The 20857-nt window shown below is 65.0% G+C and carries 21 protein-coding genes; 5 read left to right on the forward strand and 16 right to left on the reverse strand.

Translation table 11 applies throughout. From position 1 onward, the window contains the following. Positions 1-56: 56 nt before the first annotated feature. The 4 genes from FBZ93_RS06370 to FBZ93_RS06385 all read right to left on the reverse strand — a co-directional run bounded on the left by FBZ93_RS06370 (position 57) and on the right by FBZ93_RS06385 (position 3138). On the reverse strand, positions 57-1250 hold the full coding sequence (locus FBZ93_RS06370) for an efflux RND transporter periplasmic adaptor subunit (RefSeq protein WP_146985091.1): 1194 nt from the start codon (positions 1248-1250) through the stop codon (positions 57-59). A gap of 1 nt (position 1251) precedes the next feature. Then, positions 1252-1953 (reverse strand): TetR/AcrR family transcriptional regulator, encoded by a 702-nt coding sequence (locus FBZ93_RS06375; RefSeq protein WP_146985092.1) that lies wholly within the window; start codon positions 1951-1953, stop codon positions 1252-1254. Between the two features lie 64 nt (positions 1954-2017). Further along, on the reverse strand, positions 2018-2608 hold the full coding sequence (locus FBZ93_RS06380) for a thiamine pyrophosphate-dependent enzyme (RefSeq protein WP_146985093.1): 591 nt from the start codon (positions 2606-2608) through the stop codon (positions 2018-2020). Further along, positions 2605-3138, reverse strand: coding sequence for a thiamine pyrophosphate-binding protein (locus FBZ93_RS06385; RefSeq protein WP_146985094.1), 534 nt, complete (start codon positions 3136-3138; stop codon positions 2605-2607). The genes FBZ93_RS06380 and FBZ93_RS06385 overlap by 4 nt, the downstream gene beginning before the upstream one ends. A gap of 206 nt (positions 3139-3344) precedes the next feature. Here FBZ93_RS06385 and FBZ93_RS06390 point away from each other — a divergent pair, with 206 nt between their 5' ends. Both FBZ93_RS06390 and rocD read left to right on the forward strand, forming a co-directional pair. Beyond that, positions 3345-4568, forward strand: a complete 1224-nt coding sequence (locus FBZ93_RS06390) for a cytochrome P450 (protein WP_146985095.1) — start codon at positions 3345-3347, stop codon at positions 4566-4568. A gap of 122 nt (positions 4569-4690) precedes the next feature. Next, positions 4691-5908 (forward strand): ornithine--oxo-acid transaminase, encoded by a 1218-nt coding sequence (gene rocD / locus FBZ93_RS06395; protein WP_433995384.1) that lies wholly within the window; start codon positions 4691-4693, stop codon positions 5906-5908. Between the two features lie 195 nt (positions 5909-6103). On the opposite strand, the gene FBZ93_RS41240 is transcribed toward rocD, so the two are convergent. Both FBZ93_RS41240 and FBZ93_RS41245 read right to left on the reverse strand, forming a co-directional pair. Continuing rightward, positions 6104-6415 (reverse strand): hypothetical protein, encoded by a 312-nt coding sequence (locus FBZ93_RS41240; protein WP_246667378.1) that lies wholly within the window; start codon positions 6413-6415, stop codon positions 6104-6106. Further along, positions 6415-6609 (reverse strand): hypothetical protein, encoded by a 195-nt coding sequence (locus FBZ93_RS41245; RefSeq protein ID WP_246667379.1) that lies wholly within the window; start codon positions 6607-6609, stop codon positions 6415-6417. The genes FBZ93_RS41240 and FBZ93_RS41245 overlap by 1 nt, the downstream gene beginning before the upstream one ends. Between FBZ93_RS41245 and FBZ93_RS06400 the strand changes: the two genes are divergently transcribed. Continuing rightward, positions 6601-7851 carry a Spy/CpxP family protein refolding chaperone gene (locus tag FBZ93_RS06400; RefSeq protein WP_246667380.1) on the forward strand — a complete coding sequence of 417 codons (1251 nt, stop codon included), beginning with the start codon at positions 6601-6603 and terminating at the stop codon, positions 7849-7851. The two genes, FBZ93_RS41245 and FBZ93_RS06400, sit on opposite strands and share 9 nt — an antisense overlap. Positions 7852-7977: 126 nt before the next feature. Further along, positions 7978-8670 carry a potassium channel family protein gene (locus FBZ93_RS06405; protein WP_146985097.1) on the forward strand — a complete coding sequence of 231 codons (693 nt, stop codon included), beginning with the start codon at positions 7978-7980 and terminating at the stop codon, positions 8668-8670. 25 nt (positions 8671-8695) lie between these two features. Here FBZ93_RS06405 and FBZ93_RS06410 read toward each other — a convergent pair whose 3' ends face one another. The 10 genes from FBZ93_RS06410 to FBZ93_RS06455 form a co-directional block, all read right to left on the reverse strand. Beyond that, positions 8696-9841, reverse strand: coding sequence for an alpha-hydroxy acid oxidase (locus tag FBZ93_RS06410; RefSeq protein ID WP_146985098.1), 1146 nt, complete (start codon positions 9839-9841; stop codon positions 8696-8698). A 114-nt stretch (positions 9842-9955) separates the two neighbouring features. Beyond that, complete coding sequence (locus tag FBZ93_RS06415) at positions 9956-10819, reverse strand: sugar phosphate isomerase/epimerase family protein (RefSeq protein WP_146985099.1); 864 nt, start codon at positions 10817-10819, stop codon at positions 9956-9958. Then, complete coding sequence (locus tag FBZ93_RS06420) at positions 10819-12012, reverse strand: dihydrodipicolinate synthase family protein (protein WP_146985100.1); 1194 nt, start codon at positions 12010-12012, stop codon at positions 10819-10821. Before FBZ93_RS06420 ends, FBZ93_RS06415 begins: the two co-directional genes overlap by 1 nt. 13 nt (positions 12013-12025) lie before the next feature. After that, positions 12026-13177 carry a Gfo/Idh/MocA family protein gene (locus FBZ93_RS06425; protein WP_146985101.1) on the reverse strand — a complete coding sequence of 384 codons (1152 nt, stop codon included), beginning with the start codon at positions 13175-13177 and terminating at the stop codon, positions 12026-12028. Next, a complete protein-coding gene (locus FBZ93_RS06430; protein ID WP_146985102.1) occupies positions 13174-14580 on the reverse strand; it encodes a hypothetical protein in 1407 nt (468 codons plus the stop codon). The genes FBZ93_RS06425 and FBZ93_RS06430 overlap by 4 nt, the downstream gene beginning before the upstream one ends. Before the next feature lie 14 nt (positions 14581-14594). Beyond that, a complete protein-coding gene (locus FBZ93_RS06435) occupies positions 14595-15443 on the reverse strand; it encodes an ABC transporter ATP-binding protein (RefSeq protein ID WP_146985103.1) in 849 nt (282 codons plus the stop codon). 151 nt (positions 15444-15594) lie between these two features. Further along, positions 15595-16590 carry an ABC transporter substrate-binding protein gene (locus FBZ93_RS06440; RefSeq protein ID WP_146985104.1) on the reverse strand — a complete coding sequence of 332 codons (996 nt, stop codon included), beginning with the start codon at positions 16588-16590 and terminating at the stop codon, positions 15595-15597. A gap of 136 nt (positions 16591-16726) precedes the next feature. Continuing rightward, positions 16727-17536 (reverse strand): ABC transporter permease, encoded by an 810-nt coding sequence (locus FBZ93_RS06445; RefSeq protein WP_050424813.1) that lies wholly within the window; start codon positions 17534-17536, stop codon positions 16727-16729. A 261-nt stretch (positions 17537-17797) separates the two neighbouring features. Next, entirely contained in the window at positions 17798-18454 is a 657-nt protein-coding gene (locus tag FBZ93_RS06450; protein WP_050424812.1) for a TetR/AcrR family transcriptional regulator, read from the reverse strand. Positions 18455-18862: 408 nt separating this feature from the next. Then, the gene (locus FBZ93_RS06455) at positions 18863-19723 is read right to left on the reverse strand and encodes a VOC family protein (RefSeq protein ID WP_146985105.1); all 861 of its coding nucleotides are present in this window, start codon (positions 19721-19723) and stop codon (positions 18863-18865) included. Between the two features lie 222 nt (positions 19724-19945). Between FBZ93_RS06455 and FBZ93_RS06460 the strand changes: the two genes are divergently transcribed. Then, entirely contained in the window at positions 19946-20839 is an 894-nt protein-coding gene (locus tag FBZ93_RS06460; protein ID WP_146985106.1) for a sugar kinase, read from the forward strand. Positions 20840-20857 lie beyond the last annotated feature (18 nt).

Here is a 20857-nt window from a genome sequence, read left to right on the forward strand (position 1 = left end):
GTTGCGGCAACATGTGGCGGAGGGCCATCAGGCCCTCCGGGTTTAGATGATGGAGATCAGTAACGCGGCGGCTCGGCCGGAATCGGCGGCGCCGGGTCGGTCGAGATCGCAACCGCCACGCCCGACTGCAGCTTGATCTGGCCGACGGCCACGACCTTGTCCCCGGCCTTCAGGCCCTTGAGGATCTCGACGCGGCCTTCGACGCGGTTGCCCGTCTTCACGAAGGTGCGCTCGGCGGTCAGGGTGGTCTTGCCGTCCTCGCCCTTCTTCTCGGTGATCAGGAACACGGAGTCGCCGTACAGCGTGTAGTCGACCGCGGTTTCCGGAACCGTGACGACCGGCGGCTTGTCCGGCAGCACGATCGTGGTGGTCGCGAACATGCCGGGCTTGAGGATGCTGTCCGGATTCTGGATCGTGGCCTGCACCTTGATGTTGCGGGTGTCGGTCGCGATCTGCGGCTCGATGGTCGTGATCTTGCCCTCGAAGGTACGGCCCGGATAGGCGTCGACCTTGATCCGCACGGTCTGGCCGACCTTGATCTGCGAGCTCTGCTTCTCGGTCACGGTCATGTTGGCATACAGCACCGACAGATCGGTCAGCGACACGATCTGCGTGCCGGCCGTCAGATACTGGCCGACTTCGACCTGGCGAACGCCGAGATCGCCTTCGAACGGCGCGCGCACCAGCTTCTGCGAGATCAGCGCCTCGGTCTTGGCGATGCCCGCCTTGGCCTGATCGTAGGTCGCCTGCGCCGTATCGACGGTCGACTGCGGCCCGAACTGGCGCGAGGCGAGCTGCTTGGCGCGGTCGAGCTGCTGCTCGCCCACGGTCGCCTGCGCCTTGAAGCTGGCGAGGTCGCCCTGCTCCGGTGCGTCGAACAGCTGCACCAGCGGCGTGCCCGCCTTCACGTGGCTGCCGGCGGTGAACTGAATCTCGGTGATGCGGCCCGGCACGTCGGTCGTGACGTTGACCTGGTGCACGGCGACGAGATCGCCGACGGCGGTCAACAGGTTCGGAATCACTTCGGTCTTCGCCTCGGCGACCGAGACGTTCGACGGCGGCGGCTTATTGTTGGCGAAGAACTGCGCGATCATGTGGCTGCGGAAGGCGTTGAAGCCGACCAGCGCGCCGACCAGCAGCGCCAGCAACAGGCCTACGATGATGAACCAGCGCACCAATCGGACGGGACGCTTGGCTTGCTTCTCCTTGATCGGTTGCCCCGAGATGTGGCTTTCGGTCTGAATATTCATGTCATGCACTTTCTGCAGTTACCGACGTTCCTGCGCTCGGCGACGGCTGGCGGCCCAAATGAGTTGAAATTGCGGCTTCGGTAAGTCCGATGCCGCGAAGAATGAACTGGCAAAGCTGCTGCTCTGCCGCGGCGGCATCGCCGTAGGGGAGACATGGTGTCGCAGGCAACTGCGTCAGCGCACCCATAAGCACGGTATGATGCGCAAACCAGAACAGGTTGAGCGGCGCATCGCCGATCCGCGTCGCTTCGCCGGCGGCGATCGCCCGCTCGAGCGAGGCGGCGAAGGTCGGGCCGATCAGCTTGCCGACCTTGTCGTAGAGCAGGCGCGCAAACTCGCCGTCGTCGAGATGGCTCGTCACCATCAGCCGCATCCGCTGCGTCTCTTCCTGATCCGGCGCGTCGCGCAGCTGCATGAAATGGCCGACCATGCCCTGCACCAGCTCGACCAGCGTCGCAGTCGACGGTTCCTGGCCGAGCAGATGGGCGAGATCGGGATCCGCCTCGCACTCCTCGGCAAGGATCTCAGCGTAGAGCGCGGCCTTCGACGGGAAGTGCTTGAACAGCAGCCCTTCCGAAATGGCAGCCGCGGCCGCCACGCTCTTTGTCGTGGTGCCGGCAAAGCCGTTGCGGGCGAAACACCGCTTTGCGGCGCTCAGGATCAACTGACGCCGCAAGTCACTCGTCATGCGTAAGGTAGACATTTGGGTCGTGAGTAATCACTCACTTTACCAAAAGTCAAGGTTCTATTGCACCGCGAAAGTCACTTTATATCGGAGTGTGTCCGATCGACCCGCGGATGCGGTTGACGATGTAGGTGCCGTCGCGGCTGGACAGCACGCGTTCCAGATTGGCCCCGTCGATCTTCGCGCTGGCGAACCGCGGCCCTGACATAACATCTTGCAAAGACAAGGCAAAAGCTTCGACCTCGGCCATCGTGCTGATCGAGCGGCTATCCCCGATTCCGCAGGCCTTGGCAACACCGACGAGGTCGGTGGTTCCACCGGTATGGCTGGCCTGGCCGCCGGTCTCGCCATAGGCCTCGTTGTCCAGCACTATGATCGAGAGGTTTTTCGGTTGCTGCAGCGCGACGGTCGCGAGGCTTCCCATTCCCATCAGCATCTCGCCGTCACCGGTGATCACGACGACCGGCAGCTTCGGCTGGGCCAGCGCCAGGCCGAGCCCGATCATGACGGCGCCGCCCATGCCGCCCCACAGATAGAAGTTACGGTCGTGGTCGCCGGCCGCGGCGATGTCATAGGTCGAGGCACCGAGACCACCGACGGCGAAGGCGCCCTTGCGATCCCGCAGCAACTCGGAAACCACGGCGCGGCGGTCGAGGAGATTGGCTTTGCTCATTTGGTGAAGACCTTTGCCCCGATAAGGCGCTGCGACAGCAGGACGGCGGTTGGCGTGCAGGCGTTGTAGGCTTGCGCCGCGCCGGCTTCGACGACTTCGCGCACCTCGTCCGGACGCGAAGCACGCAGCACCTTGATCCCCGACAATTCGAGAATCCCTTGCGTGTTCGAGCCCATCGGCACCTGCCAGGGATTGAACTCGCCCCATTCGCCGCGCATCGTCACCAGCGTCAGGAACGGCAAACGGAAGATCTGCACCAGCGACAGCATGTTGATGCAATTGCCGACCCCGCTCGACTGCATCAGCAGCACGCCGCGCTGGCCGCCGGCCCAGGCGCCCGCGAGCAGCGCCACGCCCTCCTCCTCGGTCGTCAGCGCAATGCCGCGCATCGAGGATGATCCCAGCACCCGCTCGATCAGCTCGGAATGCCCGGCGTCCGGCACGTAGGGCACCTGGCGCACTTCGAAGCGCTGCAATATCGAAAAGATCTCCTCGGGCCAGGAGGCCGCGGTGTCGGCACGGGCATGCATTGGCGTTTCCGGCTCTCTCTTGTTTGGCCGCGACTGTAGAGGGGCGCGCGCGCTTCATCAAAGCGCAATACCGCATATGGCTCTGCGATTTACTCGCACCGCGCGGCGGCCGCCGCGCCGGTCCCAAGTCCCCGCAAATTGTGTTGCGCGACCGCCGCCCGCGGCTTACGATAGTTGCAAATGAAACTAATTGGGTTGGAATCGCCATGGACGGGCACGCGCGAGAGCTGGCTGACGGGTTCGACCTGGAGAAGCTGACGGCGGATTTCTACGCGAACCCCTACCCGACCTATCGCGCGCTGCGCGAGCATGCGCCGGTCAAGCGGCTGCCGAACGGCTGCTATTTTCTCACCCGCTACGACGACCTGGTCGCCGCCTACAAGAACACCAAGGCGTTCTCCTCCGACAAGAAGAAGGAGTTCCTGCCGAAATACGGCAACTCGCTGCTCTACGAGCACCACACCACCAGCCTCGTCTTCAACGATCCGCCGGCGCACACCCGCGTGCGGCGATTGATCATGGGCGCCCTGTCGCCGCGCGCGATCGCCGGCATGGAGCCGGACCTGATCGCGCTGGTCGACAGCCTGCTCGACCGCATCGAGACCAAGGATCGCTTCGAGCTGATCGGCGACTTCGCTTCTGCGATCCCGGTCGAGGTGATCGGCAATCTGCTCGACGTGCCGCACGACGAACGCGAGCCGCTGCGCGACTGGTCGCTGGCGATTCTCGGCGCGCTGGAGCCCGTGATCGGCAAGGATGCGTTCGACCGCGGCAACAACGCGGTGAAGGATTTCCTCGCCTATCTCGAAACCCTCGTCGAACGCCGCCGCGCCAAGCCGGGCAATCCCGAGCGCGATGTGCTGACGCGTCTGATCCAGGGTGAGGACAATGGTGAGCGGCTGACCGCGAAGGAATTGCTGCACAACTGCATCTTCCTGCTCAACGCCGGCCACGAGACCACGACCAATTTGATCGGCAACGGGCTGGTGACGCTCACCCAATATCCCGATCAGAAGCAGCGGATGCTCGCACAGCCTGAGCTGATCAAGACCGCGGTCGAGGAGATGCTGCGCTACGAAAGCTCGAACCAGCTCGGCAACCGCATGATCGTGGAGGAGACCGAGCTCGGCGGCATCAAGCTGCCGGCCGGCACGCTGGTCACGCTGTGCATCGGCGCCGCCAACCGCGACGGCGCGCAATTCCCCAACCCGGAGAGCTTCGACGTCGCACGCACGCCGAACCGCCACCTCGCCTTCGGGACCGGCGCGCACCAATGCGCCGGGATGGCGCTGGCGCGCCTTGAAGGCGCAATCGCGATCTCGCGCTTCCTAGCCCGCTTCCCGAATTATGTGCTCGACGGCGAGCCGGTGCGCGGCGGCCGGGTCCGCTTCCGCGGCTTCCTCAGCGTGCCCTGCAGCATCAACGCATAGGACGGGCATTATCCCCCGCGAATTTGGCCGGCTGCTCCACTTCCCTGTGGAGGAACTGATACCCAAATCAAATGCAGGCACGGATTGATGTAATCTCTCGTGTGCTACAGCGGGAGTGACGCATGATGAATGCATTGGTCACTGATCTCCTCGCAACCGAAGCGCAGTTCGGCACCTACAATTACGAGCCGATCGGGGTCGTGCTGTCCCGCGGCGAAGGCGTCTGGGTCTGGGACACCGATGGCAACCGGTATCTCGACTGTCTCTCCGCCTATTCGGCGGTGAGCCAGGGCCACTGCCATCCGAAGATCCTGGCAGCAATGATCGAGCAGGCGCATCGGCTGACGCTGACCTCGCGTGCCTTCCACAACGACCAGCTCGCTCCGTTCTACCGCGAGCTCGCGGAGCTGACCGGTTCGCACAAGGTGCTGCCGATGAACAGCGGCGCCGAGGCGGTGGAGAGCGCGATCAAGTCGGTGCGCAAATGGGCCTATGAGGTCAAGGGCGTGCCGGACGGGCAGGCCGAGATCATCGTCTGCGCCAATAATTTCCACGGACGCACGCTCGGCATCGTCGGCTTCTCGACCGACCTGGCCTCGCGCGACCATTTCGGCCCGTTCGCGCCTGGCTTCAAGATCATCCCGTTCGGCGATGCCGCGGCACTCGAGCAGGCGATTACGCCGAACACGGCCGCTTTCCTGGTCGAGCCGGTGCAGGGTGAAGCCGGCGTCATCATTCCCCCGTCGGGTTATTTCGCGCGCGTGCGCGAGCTGTGCACCGCGCGCAATGTGATGCTTGTGCTCGACGAGATCCAGACCGGGCTCGGCCGCACCGGCAAGCTGCTCGCCGAGCAGCACGAGGGCATCGAGGCCGACGTGACGCTGCTCGGCAAGGCGCTATCGGGCGGCTTCTATCCGGTGTCGGCGGTGCTCTCCAACAACGCTGTGCTCGGCACGCTGCGGCCGGGCCAGCACGGCTCGACCTTCGGCGGCAACCCGCTGGCCTGCGCGGTGGCGCGTGCGGCACTGCGGGTGCTGGTCGAGGAAGGGATGATCGAGAACGCGGCGCAACAGGGTGCGCGCTTTCTCGCCGGGTTGCAGGACATCCGCGCCAACGTCATCCGCGAGGTGCGCGGGCGCGGTCTGATGCTGGCGATTGAACTACACCCGGAGGCCGGCGGCGCCCGCCGCTACTGCCTGGCGCTGCAAGCGCGTGGCATCCTCGCCAAGGACACCCACGAGCACACCATCCGCATCGCTCCGCCGCTGGTGATCACGGCCGACCAGGTCGACTGGGCGCTGGAGCGGATCGCGGCTGCCCTGACCCAGGATGTCTCCTGACGGTTCCCTGCGTCGGAAGACCGCACGGCCGGCTACAGCGAACAAGAACGATTTCGACATCCGCGCGTTGAAGCTCTGCGGGCAGGTATGGACGGAGAGCTACGCTCATGCCTTCCTGTCGCGCTGGACTTATTGTCTCTTTGATTAGCGCCTCAATGCTCGTGGCGAGCGGCGGCGCGTCCGCCCAGCCGCACGTCAAGGGTGGTGCGGCGGCACGCCCAGCCGCACCACCAGCGATGGCGCGTCCTGCCGCGCCGATGGTCCACGCCGCCCCGCCCGCAATGGCGCGACCGCCTGCCATGGCCCGGCCACCCGCGATGGCTCGGCCGGCCGCACCTGCGTTCCATGCCCCGCAGCGACCGGCGATGGCGCCGCGCGCAGCGCCGCATTTCGCGGCTCCGTCAGTGCGCCAGGCTCCCCATATTTCCGCACCACGCGTTGCAACGCATCGACCCGAATTCCGTCGCGGGGCACCGCAGCGCCCGGCTCCTCATGTGGCAGCGCCATCACGCCCGAGCCCACCGTCGCGCTTGAGCGAGCGGCCGTCGCCGACCGAGCGAGTTCAACAGCGAGCGCAACAACATCAGCAGCTCATCCAGCAACGTCAGCAGACCGCGCAGCAGCGGCAACGCGACACGCTTTCGCGCCAGACCGCGGAGCGGCAAGGCCGGATCGATCGCCTGCAGCAACGCGTGCAGCAATTGCAGTCGCAGAAGGTTCAGGGCGCACGCGCGCAACGCGTCCATGACCGCGCCCTGCAGGCGCAGAACCGCCTGCTGCAGCGCGAGCAGCGCTCACAGCAAGCCGACCTTGCGCGCCAGCAGCGATTGCCGCCGGCCACGACGGTCGGGGCCGCCGCCGCCGCAAGCACGGCCGCGGCGCAGGCGGCTCAGCGCGAGCGATTTGCCGCGCGCTTCCGCGAGCAGGCAGGTTCGCAAAGCCAGGCGGCGCTTGCGATGCGTCAAGGTGGCTGGGCGCCTCGCAATGCCTGGCGGCGCGGCCATCGCGCGGCGTTCGTGGCGTGGCTGGGTCCGGTGTTCCTGCCTTATGCCTATTCGGACATCTTTGATTACACGTTCTGGTCCTATGCCTACGAGCCCGGCTATTGGGCCTACGCTTATGACGACTTCGTCGACACCGTGTTCTGGGACACCAACAGTCCGTACTCCGCCTATGCCAGCGTCGAGCCTGGCGATTATGCGCCGACCGCAGGCCGCACGCGGTCGCGTCAACGCGCCGATACGAGCCCGCAGGCCATCAAGCAATTATGCGGTGAACCGGACAAGGGCGTCACGGCCTGGCCGCTCGCCGACATCGCGCGGGTGGTGCGGCCGAGCCAGCAGCAGCGTGTCCTGCTGGACGATCTGAAGACTGCCGCAACGGAGGCCGCCAATGTCTTCAAGGACACTTGCAGCGACAGCTATGCCATGACGCCGACCGGCCGCTTGCGGTCGATGTTGAGCCGCATCAGCGCGACGCTCGAGGCGATCAAGATCGTGCGGCCGGCGCTGGAGAATTTCTACAGCTCGCTCAGCGACGAGCAGCAGGCCCGCTTCAATGCGCTCGGTCCGCATGTCGGCGAGCGTTCGCCGCAACAGCAGGACACGACCGCGCAATCCGGCAATTGCGGCGATTCGAAATCCGGCCTGGCGCAACTGCCGATCAACCGGATCGATGCCTCGCTGCATCCGGCGGGCAAGCAGAAGGAAGCGCTCGACCGCCTGAGCGACGCAACCACAAGAGCCATCGCGGACCTGCAGGCGGCCTGCCCGAACGATGTGCCGCTGACACCGGTCGGCCGGCTGGAGGCGATGCAGCACCGGCTCGAGGCCATGCAGAAGGCCGCGAAGCTGATCGAGCCTGCGCTGGACAAGTTCTATGCCTTGCTGAGCAGCGAGCAGAAGGCGCGCTTCAACACGCTGCAGCAGGTCGCGAGCCCCTAAGGTCTCGGGCCTGCGATCTTCACCGCCCGGCGCGCGCGATGCCGGTCCCCCGTCTTGCCTTTGCGGCCGCCGCACAGCAATGTTCGGCACCGGCATCCTGATGCCGTGTCGAATGGCGGGGCTGGAATGAAACGCAGTTGGACGAGTATCGGTGAGCTGCGCGAGCGCTGGGGCGATTCCCTGCTGACCGTGCTCACGGCCCTGATCATGATCATGATGTTCGTGATAGCGCCGCTCCAGGCCCTCGGCCTGTTCGAATTCCAGATCTTCGAACTGCTGCTCGCGCTGTTCCTGGTCGGCGGCGTGTTCCTGATGTCGGGGAGCGCAATCGCGGTCGTCGCGATGCTGGTTGCGCTTGCCATGATCGTCACGGGCGGAGTCTTGAGGCTGCGTTCGCCCTCGATCATCGACCTCAATCTGTTCGCCGGCTCGTGGCTGATCGTCGGCATCACCCTGGCCGTGACGGTGGCTCGGGCAACGTTTGCGCCGGGCCGTGTCACCTATCACCGCGTGATCGGCGCCGTCCTGCTCTATCTGTCCGTTGCCGTGATCTTCGCGGCACTCTACACCTTCATCGGCACGCTGCTGCCGAACGCCTTTTCCGGGATGAAGATGGAGGACAGTCCGGCGCTGGCGAACCAGCTGATCTATTTCAGCTTCATGACGCTGACGACCACCGGCTATGGCGACGTCGCCCCGCTGCATCCGATAGCGCGCAGCCTGTGCAATCTCGAGGCGATCTTCGGCCAGCTCTATCCCGCAACGCTGCTGGCGCGGCTCGTGACGCTCGAGATCACGCACAGCGATCAGGATTCGTGAGCGCGATGCGAGATTGGTCGGACGGCTACCTGAACCGCAGGTTTGCACGAGAGAGCTGGCCGATCGAGGAATACCCCATCAGCCGCATGTCCCGCACCAGCTCGGTCTGCAGCAGACCAAGCGCCCGCTCGACTCCGGCCTGGCCGGCCGCCGCCAGCGGATAGAGATAGAAGCGCCCGAGACCGACGGCCTTGGCGCCCAGCGACAGCGCCTTCAGCACGTGGGTCCCGCGCTTGATGCCGCCGTCCATCATCACATCGATCCGGTCGCCCACGGCATCGACGATCTCGGCCAGTTGATCGAACGCCGCCCGCGAGCCATCGAGCTGCCGTCCGCCGTGATTGGACAGAATGATGCCGGTGCAGCCGATCTCGACCGCGCGTTTGGCATCATCAACCGACATGACGCCCTTCAGGCAGAACTGGCCGTTCCACTGCCGGACCATTTGCGCGACGTCGTCCCATGTCATGGCGGGATCGAGCATCTCGGTGAAATAGCGCCCGATCGACATGGCGCCGCCGCTCATGTCGACATGCTCATCGAGTTGCGGCAGCTTGAAGCTCTCATGGGTGACATAGTTGATGGCCCATGCCGGCTTGATGGCGAATTGCAGCATGCCACCGAGCGTCAGCTTGAACGGGATCGAAAACCCGGTCCTCAGGTCGCGCTCGCGGTTGCCGCCGGTGATGCTGTCGACCGTCAACATCATCACGTCGACGCCGGCCTGCTTGGCGCGCTGCATCATCGCCGTGTTCAGGCCGCGGTCCCGATGGAAATAGAACTGATAGACCTGCGGCGTCGCGTAGGCCTTGCGCAATTCCTCCAGGCTCACGGTGCCGAGCGAGGACACGCCGAACATCGTGCCGTATTTCGCCGCCGCCGCAGCGACGGCCCGTTCACCCTGATGATGAAACAGACGTTGCAGCGCGGTCGGCGAGCAATAGAACGGCGTCGCCAGCTTCTGGCCCATCACGGTGACCGAGAGATCGACGGTCTCGACGCCGCGCAAGATATTCGGCACCAGATCGCAACGCTCAAAGCTCACGGTGTTCTGCCGAAGCGTCGCCTCGTCGTCCGCCCCGCCGTCGATATAGTCGAAGATCGGCCCCGGAAGCCGCCGCCGCGCCAGTTCGCGGAAGTCATGAAAATTGTGGCAATCGCTCAAGCGCATGTCGTGCTCCGAAGGTCCGGACCGCAGCGTTCAACGGCCCCCACTGCCGTTCGAACCCACAGCCTCCGGAATACCGGGCACGCTTCGCCTTGTCCACCGAACGAGGCTGGCGGGTCAAACCACCGTCCGGTGGCGCTCGATACAGGTCCGCAGCACCTCGTCCAGCGGCCGGCTCCACCAGTCATAGGAGAAGATCTCGATCTCCGAATAGCCGGCAAAGCCCTGCGCTTCGACCATCGCGCGCACCGATTTGATATCGATGACGCCGTCACCCATCATGCCGCGGTCGTTGAGGATGTCCTTGGTCGGCACCAGCCAGTCGCAGACATGGAACGCGAGCAGCCGGTCCTTGCCGGCGCGCGCGATCTGGCTCTTCAGTTCGGGATCCCACCAGATGTGATAGACGTCGAGCGCGACGCCGATCGCGCCGCTGCGGCCGGGATCGAGCGCGTCGCAGATGTCGAGCGCCTGCTTTGTGGTGTTCACGCAGGCGCGGTCGGCGGCATAGGCTGGATGCAGCGGCTCGATCGCGAGCGGCAGTTTTGCCTGCTTTGCATAGTCCAGCATCTCGGCGATGCCGTCATGCACCTGATTGCGCGCCGCGGCGAGGTCCTTCGAGGCTGCGCTGCCCGGCCGCGAATATTGCGGCAGGCCGCCGACCACGAGCACGATGCAGGAGGCGCCGAGCGCGGCGGCCTCGTCGACCGCCCGGCGGTTGTCATCGCGCGCCTCGCTACGATGCGCGCTATCGGCGGTGAACATGCCGCCGCGGCAATAGCCCGAGAGATCGAGCTCGGCATCCTTCACCGCGCGCACGGCACGGTCGAGGCCGACGGCAGCCACCTGGTCACGCCAGGGGTCGATGGCGCGGATGCCGTGGCGCGCGCAGGCGTCGATGATGGCGAGGAGATCGCCCTGCTTGCGGACGGTCGCCGTGTTCAGCGACAGCCAGCGGTGGTCGTTGGAAAAATCACGCATCAGGCGTCGATACCGCGTGTTGTCAGGATGGCCTGCATCCGTTGTGTCGCGAGTTCCGGATCGGCGAGCAGCCCCGCCTGGTCGGCGAGCCGGAACAACTCAGCGAGATGCAGGGTCGAGCGCGCGCTCTCCTGTCCGCCGACCATCGTGAAGTGATCCTGGTGACCGTTCAGATAGGCCATGAACACGATACCAGTCTTGTAGAAGCGGGTCGGCGCCTTGAAGATGTGGCGCGACAGCGGCACCGTCGGCCCGAGCACGTCATGGAAGCCAGCCGCATCTCCCGCCGCCAGCCGTGACAGCGCATAGGACGCCGCCGGCGCGATCGCGTCGAAGATGCCGAGCAGTGCGTGGGAGAAGCCCTTGTCGTCGCCGGCGATCAGTTCCGCGTAGTTGAAGTCGTCGCCGGTGTACATTTTCACCCGCGGATCGAGCCGCCGCCGCATGTCGATCTCGCGCTGCTTGTCGAGCAGCGAAACCTTGACGCCATCGACCTTGGCCGCATTGGCGTTGACGATGGCAACCGCCGTGTCCATCGCTCTGTCGAGATCGGCCGTACCCCAGTAGCCTGACAGCGCCGGATCGAACATGTCGCCGAGCCAGTGGATGATCACGGGCTCGCGGACCTGCGACAGCACACGGTCGTAAACCCTGGCGTAGTCCTCCGCGCCCTTTCCTAACTTCGCCAGCGCGCGCGAGGCCATCAGGATGATCCGCCCGCCGGCCTTCTCCACGGCCGCGACCTGCTCCTCATAGGCGCGGATGACGTCGTCAATCGACTTGGCGTCTTCCACCGCGAGGTGATCGGTACCGGCACCGGAGAACACCAGCGCGTTGCCCCTGGCCGTCGCCGCCTTCACCGAGCGCTGGGTCAATTCGAGCGAGGTCGCCCAGTCCAGCCCCATGCCGCGTTGCGCGGTGTCCATCGCCTCGGCGACGCCGAGGCCGAGGTCCCAGACATGCTCGCGGAATGCGATCGTCTTGTCCCAATCGATCGCAGCCGTCAGCCAGGGATCGACGTCGGCGCGGGGATCGGCGACCACATGGGCAGCAGAGAACGCCACACGGTTGAGCGCGCCCTCAAGCTTCGCCGGAAAGGTCCGCGACGCCGCCAGGCGGTAGGTCTCCAGGCCTCCATTTGCGGTCGGCAGCTTCAGCGACAGCGACGACGTCGGCGAGACTGGCTTGTTCATGACAAGTCCTCTCTCAGACCACGATCGGGGCGACGTCGACCCAGCGCCGCTCCTTCCAGCTCTGCAGCGCGCATTCGGCGAGCTGAACGCCCTTGGCGCCTTCGAGCAAGGTGTATTTGTAAGGCGCATCCTCGCAGACATGGCGGATGAACATCTCCCACTGCTCCTTGAAGCCGTTGTCGTAGACGACGTTCTCGGGCAGCTTCTGCCAGTCGGCATAGAAGTCGTGCATGCGCTTCTCGTCCGGGTTCCACACCGGCCGCGGTGTCGCCTGGCGTGCCTGAATCACGCAGTCGGTGAGGCCCGCGACCGCCGAGCCATGGGTGCCGTCGACCTGGAAGGTGACGAGATCGTCGCGGTAGACCCGCGTCACCCAACTCATGTTGATATGCGCGATCACGCCGCCCTTCAGGCGGAAGGTGGCGTAGGCGGAATCGTCGGCGGTCGCCTGGTACTTCTTGCCCTTCTCGTCATAGCGCTCGGGGATATCTGTCGTGCCGATGCAGACCACGCTCTCGACCTCGCCGAACAGGTTGTCGAGCACGTAGCGCCAGTGGCAGACCATATCCAGAATGATGCCGCCGCCGTCCTCGGCGCGGTAGTTCCATGACGGCCGCTGCGCCTCCTGCCAGCCGCCCTCGAACACCCAGTAGCCGAACTCGCCGCGCACCGAGAGCATGCGGCCGAAGAAGCCGGAGTCGCGCAGGAAGGCGAGCTTCTTCAGGCCCGGCAGGAACAGCTTGTCCTGCACCGTGCCGTGCTTCAACCCCTTGGCGTTGGCGAGCTTCACCACCGCAACGGCTTCCTCCAGATTGGTCGCGATCGGCTTCTCGCAATAGACGTGCTTGCCGGCGTTGATCGCCTTGGTCAGCAGCGAGGGCCGCGCCTGCGTGGTGGCGGCATCGAAGAACACCGTGTCGCCCTTGTCGGCCAGCGCGCGATCGAGATCGGTGGTGTGACGCTCGATGTTGTAGCGCTTGGCGAGGCCAGCGACCTTCTCGGCGTCGCGGCCGACCAGGATCGGATCGGGCATGATCCGGTCGCCGTTCGCAAGCTGCACACCGCCCTGCTCGCGGATCGCAACGATCGAGCGGATCAGATGCTGGTTGAGTCCCATCCGGCCGGTGACGCCGTTCATAATCAGGCCGAGGCGTTTGGTCGTCATACTGTCTGCTCCTGCGAAACGCGTGGTGTGGGCCGCTTGAGCGGCTGCATGGTGGACCAGTCCGGATGGATCGAACTGGCGAATCCTGCTGCGGCAGCGATCGATCCGGTCAGGAGATCGCCGTCATGGATCGCGAGGCGGACCTTGCCGCCGGCGCGCGCGTAGAGATCGGAATGCGCGGTGAGGAAGGCGTCGGCCTCGTCGACCGGGGTGTCGGCAAAGCCGTCGACGTAATGATGACCGTTGCGCTCGGCGTGGGGGACGCCGATCAGCGCACCGAGCGCCAGATCCTGCTGCACCCCAAGCCCGGCCTGGCAGGTCAGATCCTCGCCGCTGATGAAGTACCGATCGCCATCCGCGCTCCATGCCGCCGCGCGCGTCGCATTGATGATCGACTTGTAGATGCCCTTGCACGATTTCGACGAGATGCCGCGGTAGCCGAGCGCCCGCGCCTGCGGGAATGCATCGTAGGAATCGTCGGCCTCATCGATGATGAAGCTGCGCGCGGCCAGCGGCCCGAGCGGCGATGCCCTTGTGATATCGCGCGGCATCGGCTGCTCGATATAGAGCAGGTTCGCCGTGATCGGCCGCAATGCAGGTTCATGATCGAGCCGCTCGGCCAGCGCATTCAGCGCGGCGAGGTCGGCATACTGCTCGTTGGCATCGAGCGTCACCTTGATGGCGTAGGGCAGCTTTGCCAGCTCGCCACCGATCCGCGCCAGCCGCGCCGCGTCATGAGCAGGATCGCCATTCAGCTTGAGTTTGAAATAGCGCGCCCCCGCGTTCTCGTTGCGGTCAGCGACACCGCCCTCGCCTTCGACCGTGTCGTCCATCCCGACCGTGTGCCTGACGGCGACACGATCGAGCCGCTGGCGCGTCGCGAGAAATCGGGCGATCGCGGCGTCATCGAGATCGGGCGTCAGACGCGCGTCGATGCCGGCGATGTTGCCCGCCATGCCGTCAAAGAAACTCGCGCCGGCCGCGCGCAGCAATGCATCAAGGATCGCCTTGTCGATCTCGGCCGGGCCGAAGCCGGCCGCGAGCGGCGGGATGTCCTCCGCAGCGCAGGCCGCAACCTGCGGGCCGATACACAAGGCGTGCAGACCGAACGCGGTCTCAAAATCGCGGTTCGCCAGATAGAGTTCACGCGCGATCGCAAGCGAGCGGCGCAGGCCGTCGAGCGACTGTGCCTCCGTCAGATGCGGCCGCTTGTCGAACCACTTCGGCGCCAGCATCTCGGCGCTGGCGCCGGTGGCGCGGCCCTTGCCTTCCACCTCGATCTCGACCCGCACGAACAGTTGCGTCGACGCGGTGATCGTCACCGCGCCGAAGCGGAACGGCCGGGCGAACACCAGCGGCCGTTCGAAAAAAGCGATATCGTTGACTTTGAGGCGAAGCGGCATCGAAGACTCGGGCGTTAATCCAGCGATCCCTGCGTGAAGAAATGTTTGCGGATCCGCTGCACCAATTCGGTGAAGACGGGATCGGACATCGTCTCCAGCGAGCGCGGCCGCGGCATCGGCACGTCGTAGATCGCGGCGATCGCGCCCGGACGCTCCGTCATCACGAGCACACGGTCGGCGAGGAACACGGCTTCCGGGATCGAGTGCGTGATCAGGAGCACCGTCTTGCCGGTTTCGCGCTGGATTCGCATCAGCTCGACATTCATTCGCTCCCGCGTCATGGCGTCGAGCGCGCCGAACGGCTCGTCCATCAACATGATCTTGGGATCATGCACCAGCGCGCGGCAGATCGAGGCGCGCTGCTGCATGCCGCCGGACAATTGCCAGGGCAGCTTCTTCTCGAAGCCTTCGAGGCCGACCAGCTTCAGCAGCGCCTTGGCACGGGCGAGATATTTGTCGCGGGCGAGTCGCTTCATGTCGATCGGCAGCATCGCGTTGGAGAGGATGTTGCGCCACGGCAGCAGCAGCGCATTCTGGAACACGATGCCGACATTGCCGTGCGGCCTGGTCACCACCTCGCCGTCGACCAGCACCTCGCCGGTCGTCGGCGGCAGCAGCCCGGAGATCATTTTCAGCAGCGTGGACTTGCCGCAGCCGGACGGCCCGACCACGACAAAGAACTCGCCGTCATTGATGGTGAAGTCGAGCGGCCGCAGCGACGGCACATCGCCGTCGCGCGATCGGTAAGTCTTCGATACGCCTGACAGCTTGATGCCCGGTGTGGCGCCGCCCGCGCGGTCCGACACCAGCCGCAGATGCGCGGCGGGCTGCTCGGCATGGGTTGGTTTGGTCGCGGGGTTCATCGCAGCTTTCTCCCCCCGTCGTCCCTGCGAAAGCAGGGTCCCATACGCCGCGGCTTCTCGTTCGGGCACATGGGGAGAGACCTTCCGCAACAATTGACGCCAGGGGTTATGGGTCCCTGCTTTCGCAGGGACGACAGCTGATACAGGCCGCTCACGAGTTACCCTTCGGCAGATAGTCGTTGGTGTAGAACGCCTTCGGATTGGCCTTCGCCTTGGCATCGAGGCCGCCATACTCGACCATCAGATTGACCGACTCGGTCATGTTCTGGTCGGTGACCTGGAACGGCCGCTTGTCCTTGGTCTCCGCCGTGCGGTAGAGCGGGATCGTCAACTCAAAACCCTGGGTCAGCGTGTCGATCTTGCCGCCTTTCGGATTGGCATCGAGGATCGACTGCGCCGCCGCCTTCGGGTCCTTCTCCGCGGCCTCGACCGCCTTGGTCGTCGCCGACATGAAGCGGCGCACCAGGTCGGCATTGGCCTTCACATAGTCGGAGTTCGCGATGATGCCCGACGACACCATGTTGATGCCGTAGTCGGCGAACTTGATCGGATAGACGTCCTTGCCGGTGGCGTCCTTGATCTTCATCGACTGGTCCATGACGTAGCCGAGCAAGAGATCGGCCTGGCCGTTGATGACGGCGTTGAGCTTGGTCTGGCCGTCGCCGGCAACGGTCTGGAAATCGCTTTCCTTCAGGCCGGTCTTCTTCAGGAACAGCGGCCAGATCTGCGTCATGGAATCCGCGGGCGTGATCGCGACCGTCTTGCCCTTGATGTCTTCGGGCTTCCTGATGTTCTTGTCGACGAAACCCATCGCCGACATCGGGCTGGTCTGCAGCAGCACGCCGGTGGCGATCACGGGCGCGCCCTTCACCGCCGCGCGCATCATCGTGGGCACGTCGACATAGCCGAAATCCGCGGTCTTGGCGGCCACCGCCTGCGTGGTCGCGGCCGAGCCGCGGCCTTCCTGGATTTCGAGGTCGATGCCTTCGGCCGCATAGATGCCCTTGGCCTTGCCGTAATAGAACGGCGCGTGCTCGCCATAGACGTACCAGTTCAGCATCAGCACGACCTTGTCGGCCGCGGCGGCCGGAGCCATCGTAAGCGCGGTCCAGGCCAGTGCGGCAATAACAGCAGTGACCAATCGCATCACATTCTCTCCCTGTTTCTCGTCATTGCGAGGAGCGACAGCGACGAAGCAATCCATTCCTCCACTTGCGGCGCCATGGATTGCTTCGCTTCGCTCGCAATGACGGCTGTTCTTTTGTCTTTTCCTTGCGATATCCCTACGAGGCGAAGCTGATGTCGTCGCGCTGGCTGACGTGCCAGGGGATCACCAGCCGCTCGATGCGGTCGACGATCCAGAACAGGATGACGCCGAGCAGCGCCAGGATCACCAGCGCGGCGAACATCGTCGGCAGGTCGAAGGTTCCGATCGAGCGCTGCATCACATAGCCGATGCCGGAATTGGAGCCGACGAACTCGCCGACCACCGCTCCGACCACGGCGAGCGTCACCGAGACCTTCAGGCCGGAGAAGATCGCGGGCATCGCATGCGGCAGGTTGACCGCGCAGAACACCTTGAAGCGGCTGCCCTGCATCGCGCGCGCAAGGTCGACCATGTCGGGATCGACCGACTTGAAGCCCTGCACCGCCGAGACCACAACCGGGAAGAAGCCGAGCAGGAACGCGGAGATCACCTTGGGGATGATGCCGAAGCCGAACCACACCACGAACAACGGCGCGATCGCGATCTTCGGCACCGATTGGGAGAACACCAGCAGCGGATAGACGTAGCTTTCGACGGTCTTCGAGCCCGCGATCAGCATCGCGACGGGAATGCCGAATAGCGCCGAGAGCAGGAAGCCGCAGATCGTTGCGTAGGTTGTCGGCCAGGACTGCCGCAGCAGTTCCGGCCAGTCGCTGATCAGCACCGACACGACGTCGCCGGGCGACGGAATCTGATAGGCCGGGATGTGGAACAGGCGGATCGAGAGGTCCCACGCCACCACGATGACGACCAGGAACAGGAACGGGCGGACCCACGCCGCATTCAGCACCTTCGATAGGCCCGAAGGGCTCTTTGCCTCCGCCACGTCGCGCTCCCTTGCAGTTTCTCTGCTCGGCTAGAAATTAACTCGTTGGATAAATACTGTCCAGCCCCTCGCACGCGGCAAAATCGCGCCGAAATATGCAACTTTCGTCAGGCGAGAATTTTTGTCGGATGAGACTTCGTAGCCCGGATGAAGCGCAGCGAAATCCGGGACCGGACTATCCGCGGACCGAGCTGTCCCGGATTGCGCTTCGCTCCATCCGGGCTACGGGCTTGGCAATGACTGCAGGTGAACCGCGAAGCCTCACACCACCCGGTGTTCGCTGGTGCGCAGCAGCGGCATCGCGCTGCCGACTTCGGCCGTGGACTTGCCGGTCAGCGCCGCCAGCACCAGCGCGGTCATGTGCTCGAGGCGCTCATCACGCGCATCCTTCTTGAGCAGGTCGCGGCCGAAGATCACGCTCAAGGTGGCGCTGTTGGAGAGATAGAAGAACGCGAGCCCCGCGATCGAGATATAGAGCTGCACCGGATCGACCGTGACACGGAAGTCGCCGCTCTCGACCCCGCGCGTCACCACGGTGCGGATCATCTCGACGAAGGGCGAGTGCATCGACTTGACCTTGGTGGAGCGCTTCAGATGCTTTGCCTTGGCGAGGTTTTCCGTGTTCAGCAGCGCCAGGAACTCGGGGTTGCGCAGGAAATAGTTCCATGTGAAGTCGATCAGGCGCCCGATCGCATCGGGCGGATCGAGATGCTCGAGATCGAGCGTGCGCTCCTCGGCGCGGATCTTCTCATAGGCGCCTTCCAGCACCTCGAGATAGAGATCCTCCTTGTTGCCGACATGGTAGTACAGCATGCGCTTGTTGGCGCCGGCATTGGCCGCGATGCGGTCGACCCGTGCGCCTGCGAGGCCATGGGCGGCGAATTCCTGCTTGGCCGCCTCGAGAATCCGCAGTCGCATCCCCTGGGGGTCGCGCTGCCATCTCTGTATCCGCTTTGCCTTCGCCAATTCGATCGCCCGGTGATGCTGAATAGATCAATGTAACATGACGCGCGCCCTTTGAGAACGAATGTTGTCGTGATGGCGGCGCGGGAATATTTCTCACAGTGCCCTTCGTCATTCCGGGGCGTGCCTGTTGGCGCGAGCGCGGAAGGCATCATGCGGATGTACAGGCCAAGCTCGGGCAACATATTCGGCGTCGTCCTGGCGAAAGCCAGGACCCATTACCCCAAACGCTTATCGTTGCGCGGCGCTGGGGCCACGATCCCTTTCATCATCAAATACGGTGGTTATGGGTCCTGGCTTTGGCCAGGACGACGGCGGGGATACACGTCGACAAACTCACCCCGCATCACGTGCTCATCCCTCTCACTCGCCCTTTCCCTGTGAAGGCTGCACCAGAAGCGTCGGCACGCCGCACGTGCCGTTACGCACCGTCATCACGCGCGTGCCGGGCTTGCGGCCGGTGCGAATCTCCGAGACGTCGACGCCGGCGGCAACCAGCCGCGCGCGCGTGGCATCGATATCGGCAACGCGCCAGCAGATCCCGCGCAACCGGTCCGGCGCGTCGGTCTCCGCCTTGTCGTTCCCCTTGGCCGGCCGGTGGGTGACCTCGACGACGAGATCGCCGCAACGGAAGAACATCAGCCGGCCCCACTCCGGATGCGACCGGTCGAGCGCCATGTCGAGCCCGAGCCGCGCGCCGTAAAGCGCCGCGGCGCGCTCCGGGTCTGCGGTCGAGACCACCACGTGATCCATCGCGGTGATCGAGGCCGGCGTGGTGCGCACCGACAGCGGCCGCTCCTGCTCCCGCTCGAGGAAGAACATGCGAATGCCGCGCGTCGCATCGGTTGCTGCACGCGTGCGCTTCCACGCCAGCGTGGCGCCGCTGGTCTCGTCGCGGCTCTCGACCTCGGCGACCGGCTCGGGCTTCAGCGTCAGCCGGTCAAGCCTGCGGTGCGTCCTGGCGATGTCGCTGGTGCGGAAGCAGAGGCTCGCGAGCCCCTCGCCCTGCGTGACGAGCGCACTACGGACGCGCTGGGCGGCATCGTGATCGCCGCGCGGCGCCATCAATTCCAGCGTGGTGTTATCGAGCGTGAACAGCACGCGGTCGGCGCCGTCGCCGCTGTTGCGCCAGGCCGGTGCCCGCGCGAACAGCGTCTCATAGGCGGCGCTGGCGGCGGCAATGTCGCCGGTCAGGACGACGACATGATCGAGGCCGGTAATCATGGGTGCGGCCTCCGCGAATCTGCCGTCATTGTGTTCTCCCTTGACGCAACCCGGAACCACGGGCCGCGGGCCGCCGTTATGCCGAATGCCAGAATGGCCCCCGCATCCATCATCTCTACCTGCAAACCAAGCAGGGTTGCGAATAATTTCAGCGAAATCGGCCGATCAGCGGTGCTAGTCTAGTCCGTGGCCGGGACCACACCAAGCGACGACGGGAAGCGAATGCAGGCTCTCTTCATTGGACAGACCTATATCGACGTCACCTTCATCACAGATCACATGCCTGTCGGCGACGAGAAACACGTCGCCGACGCCTATGCCGTCTCCTTCGGCGGCAACGCGGTGACCGCGGCGTTCTGCTGCGCCAAGCTCGGCGTCGAGCCGGACCTGATCGCCACCATGGCCAATGACTGGCTGGGGCGGATGTTCTGGGACATGGCCGACCGGTACGGCATCTCGTTCCATCCCCGCAAGGTCAGCTCCTCCTCGCTGTCCTTCATCATGCCCAACGACGGCAAGCGCGCCATCGTCCGCTGTCGCGACGACCAGCACATCCACCCCTTTCCGCTGCTGAACATCAAGGGCTGCCGCGCGCTGCATATCGACGGTCACCAGCCGGACGCCGCGATCCATTATGCGAAGCTCTGCCGTGAGGACGGCATCCTGACCTCGCTCGACGGCGGCGGCCTGCGTACCAACACCCATGAGCTGCTCGCCTTCATCGACGTTGCGATCGTCGCCGAACGGCTGTGCGAACAGATGGACAAGACGCCGGAGCAGATGCTCGACTATCTCAAGAGCCGCGGCTGCAAGATCGGTGGGGTCACCATGGGCGAGCGCGGCCTGCTCTGGTACGACGAAACGGGCGCGGTGCAGACGCTGCCGGCGTACCCGATCCAGCGCAAGCGCGTGATCGACACCAACGGCGCCGGCGACGTCTTCCACGGCGCCTACATCTATTCCTATCTCGCCGATCCCGGCAAAGCCTGGCATGAGCATTTCGAGTTCGCGCGCGCGGCGTCGACCTACAAGATCCAGAAGCTCGGCAACGAAGCCGGCCTGCCGACGCTCGCCGACATCGCCGCGGTGAAGCAGGAGTTCGGCGCCGCGGTTTGACAGGGCTGAATGGGGTTG

Origin of the sequence: Bradyrhizobium macuxiense (assembly GCF_007993935.1) — a bacterium.
Taxonomy (GTDB): domain Bacteria; phylum Pseudomonadota; class Alphaproteobacteria; order Rhizobiales; family Xanthobacteraceae; genus Bradyrhizobium; species Bradyrhizobium macuxiense_A.

What these genes read in the sequence shown, in the direction of transcription:
- FBZ93_RS06370 (WP_146985091.1), bottom strand. Translation starts at nt 1,250, where the DNA reads ATGAATATTCAGACCGAAAGCCACATCTCGGGGCAACCGATCAAGGAG.
- FBZ93_RS06375 (WP_146985092.1), bottom strand. Translation starts at nt 1,953, where the DNA reads ATGTCTACCTTACGCATGACGAGTGACTTGCGGCGTCAGTTGATCCTG.
- FBZ93_RS06380 (WP_146985093.1), bottom strand. Translation starts at nt 2,608, where the DNA reads ATGAGCAAAGCCAATCTCCTCGACCGCCGCGCCGTGGTTTCCGAGTTG.
- FBZ93_RS06385 (WP_146985094.1), bottom strand. Translation starts at nt 3,138, where the DNA reads ATGCATGCCCGTGCCGACACCGCGGCCTCCTGGCCCGAGGAGATCTTT.
- FBZ93_RS06390 (WP_146985095.1), top strand. Translation starts at nt 3,345, where the DNA reads ATGGACGGGCACGCGCGAGAGCTGGCTGACGGGTTCGACCTGGAGAAG.
- rocD (WP_433995384.1), top strand. Translation starts at nt 4,691, where the DNA reads ATGATGAATGCATTGGTCACTGATCTCCTCGCAACCGAAGCGCAGTTC.
- FBZ93_RS41240 (WP_246667378.1), bottom strand. Translation starts at nt 6,415, where the DNA reads ATGGCGCTGCCACATGAGGAGCCGGGCGCTGCGGTGCCCCGCGACGGA.
- FBZ93_RS06405 (WP_146985097.1), top strand. Translation starts at nt 7,978, where the DNA reads ATGAAACGCAGTTGGACGAGTATCGGTGAGCTGCGCGAGCGCTGGGGC.
- FBZ93_RS06410 (WP_146985098.1), bottom strand. Translation starts at nt 9,841, where the DNA reads ATGCGCTTGAGCGATTGCCACAATTTTCATGACTTCCGCGAACTGGCG.
- FBZ93_RS06415 (WP_146985099.1), bottom strand. Translation starts at nt 10,819, where the DNA reads ATGCGTGATTTTTCCAACGACCACCGCTGGCTGTCGCTGAACACGGCG.
- FBZ93_RS06420 (WP_146985100.1), bottom strand. Translation starts at nt 12,012, where the DNA reads ATGAACAAGCCAGTCTCGCCGACGTCGTCGCTGTCGCTGAAGCTGCCG.
- FBZ93_RS06425 (WP_146985101.1), bottom strand. Translation starts at nt 13,177, where the DNA reads ATGACGACCAAACGCCTCGGCCTGATTATGAACGGCGTCACCGGCCGG.
- FBZ93_RS06430 (WP_146985102.1), bottom strand. Translation starts at nt 14,580, where the DNA reads ATGCCGCTTCGCCTCAAAGTCAACGATATCGCTTTTTTCGAACGGCCG.
- FBZ93_RS06435 (WP_146985103.1), bottom strand. Translation starts at nt 15,443, where the DNA reads ATGAACCCCGCGACCAAACCAACCCATGCCGAGCAGCCCGCCGCGCAT.
- FBZ93_RS06440 (WP_146985104.1), bottom strand. Translation starts at nt 16,590, where the DNA reads ATGCGATTGGTCACTGCTGTTATTGCCGCACTGGCCTGGACCGCGCTT.
- FBZ93_RS06450 (WP_050424812.1), bottom strand. Translation starts at nt 18,454, where the DNA reads ATGCGACTGCGGATTCTCGAGGCGGCCAAGCAGGAATTCGCCGCCCAT.
- FBZ93_RS06455 (WP_146985105.1), bottom strand. Translation starts at nt 19,723, where the DNA reads ATGATTACCGGCCTCGATCATGTCGTCGTCCTGACCGGCGACATTGCC.
- FBZ93_RS06460 (WP_146985106.1), top strand. Translation starts at nt 19,946, where the DNA reads ATGCAGGCTCTCTTCATTGGACAGACCTATATCGACGTCACCTTCATC.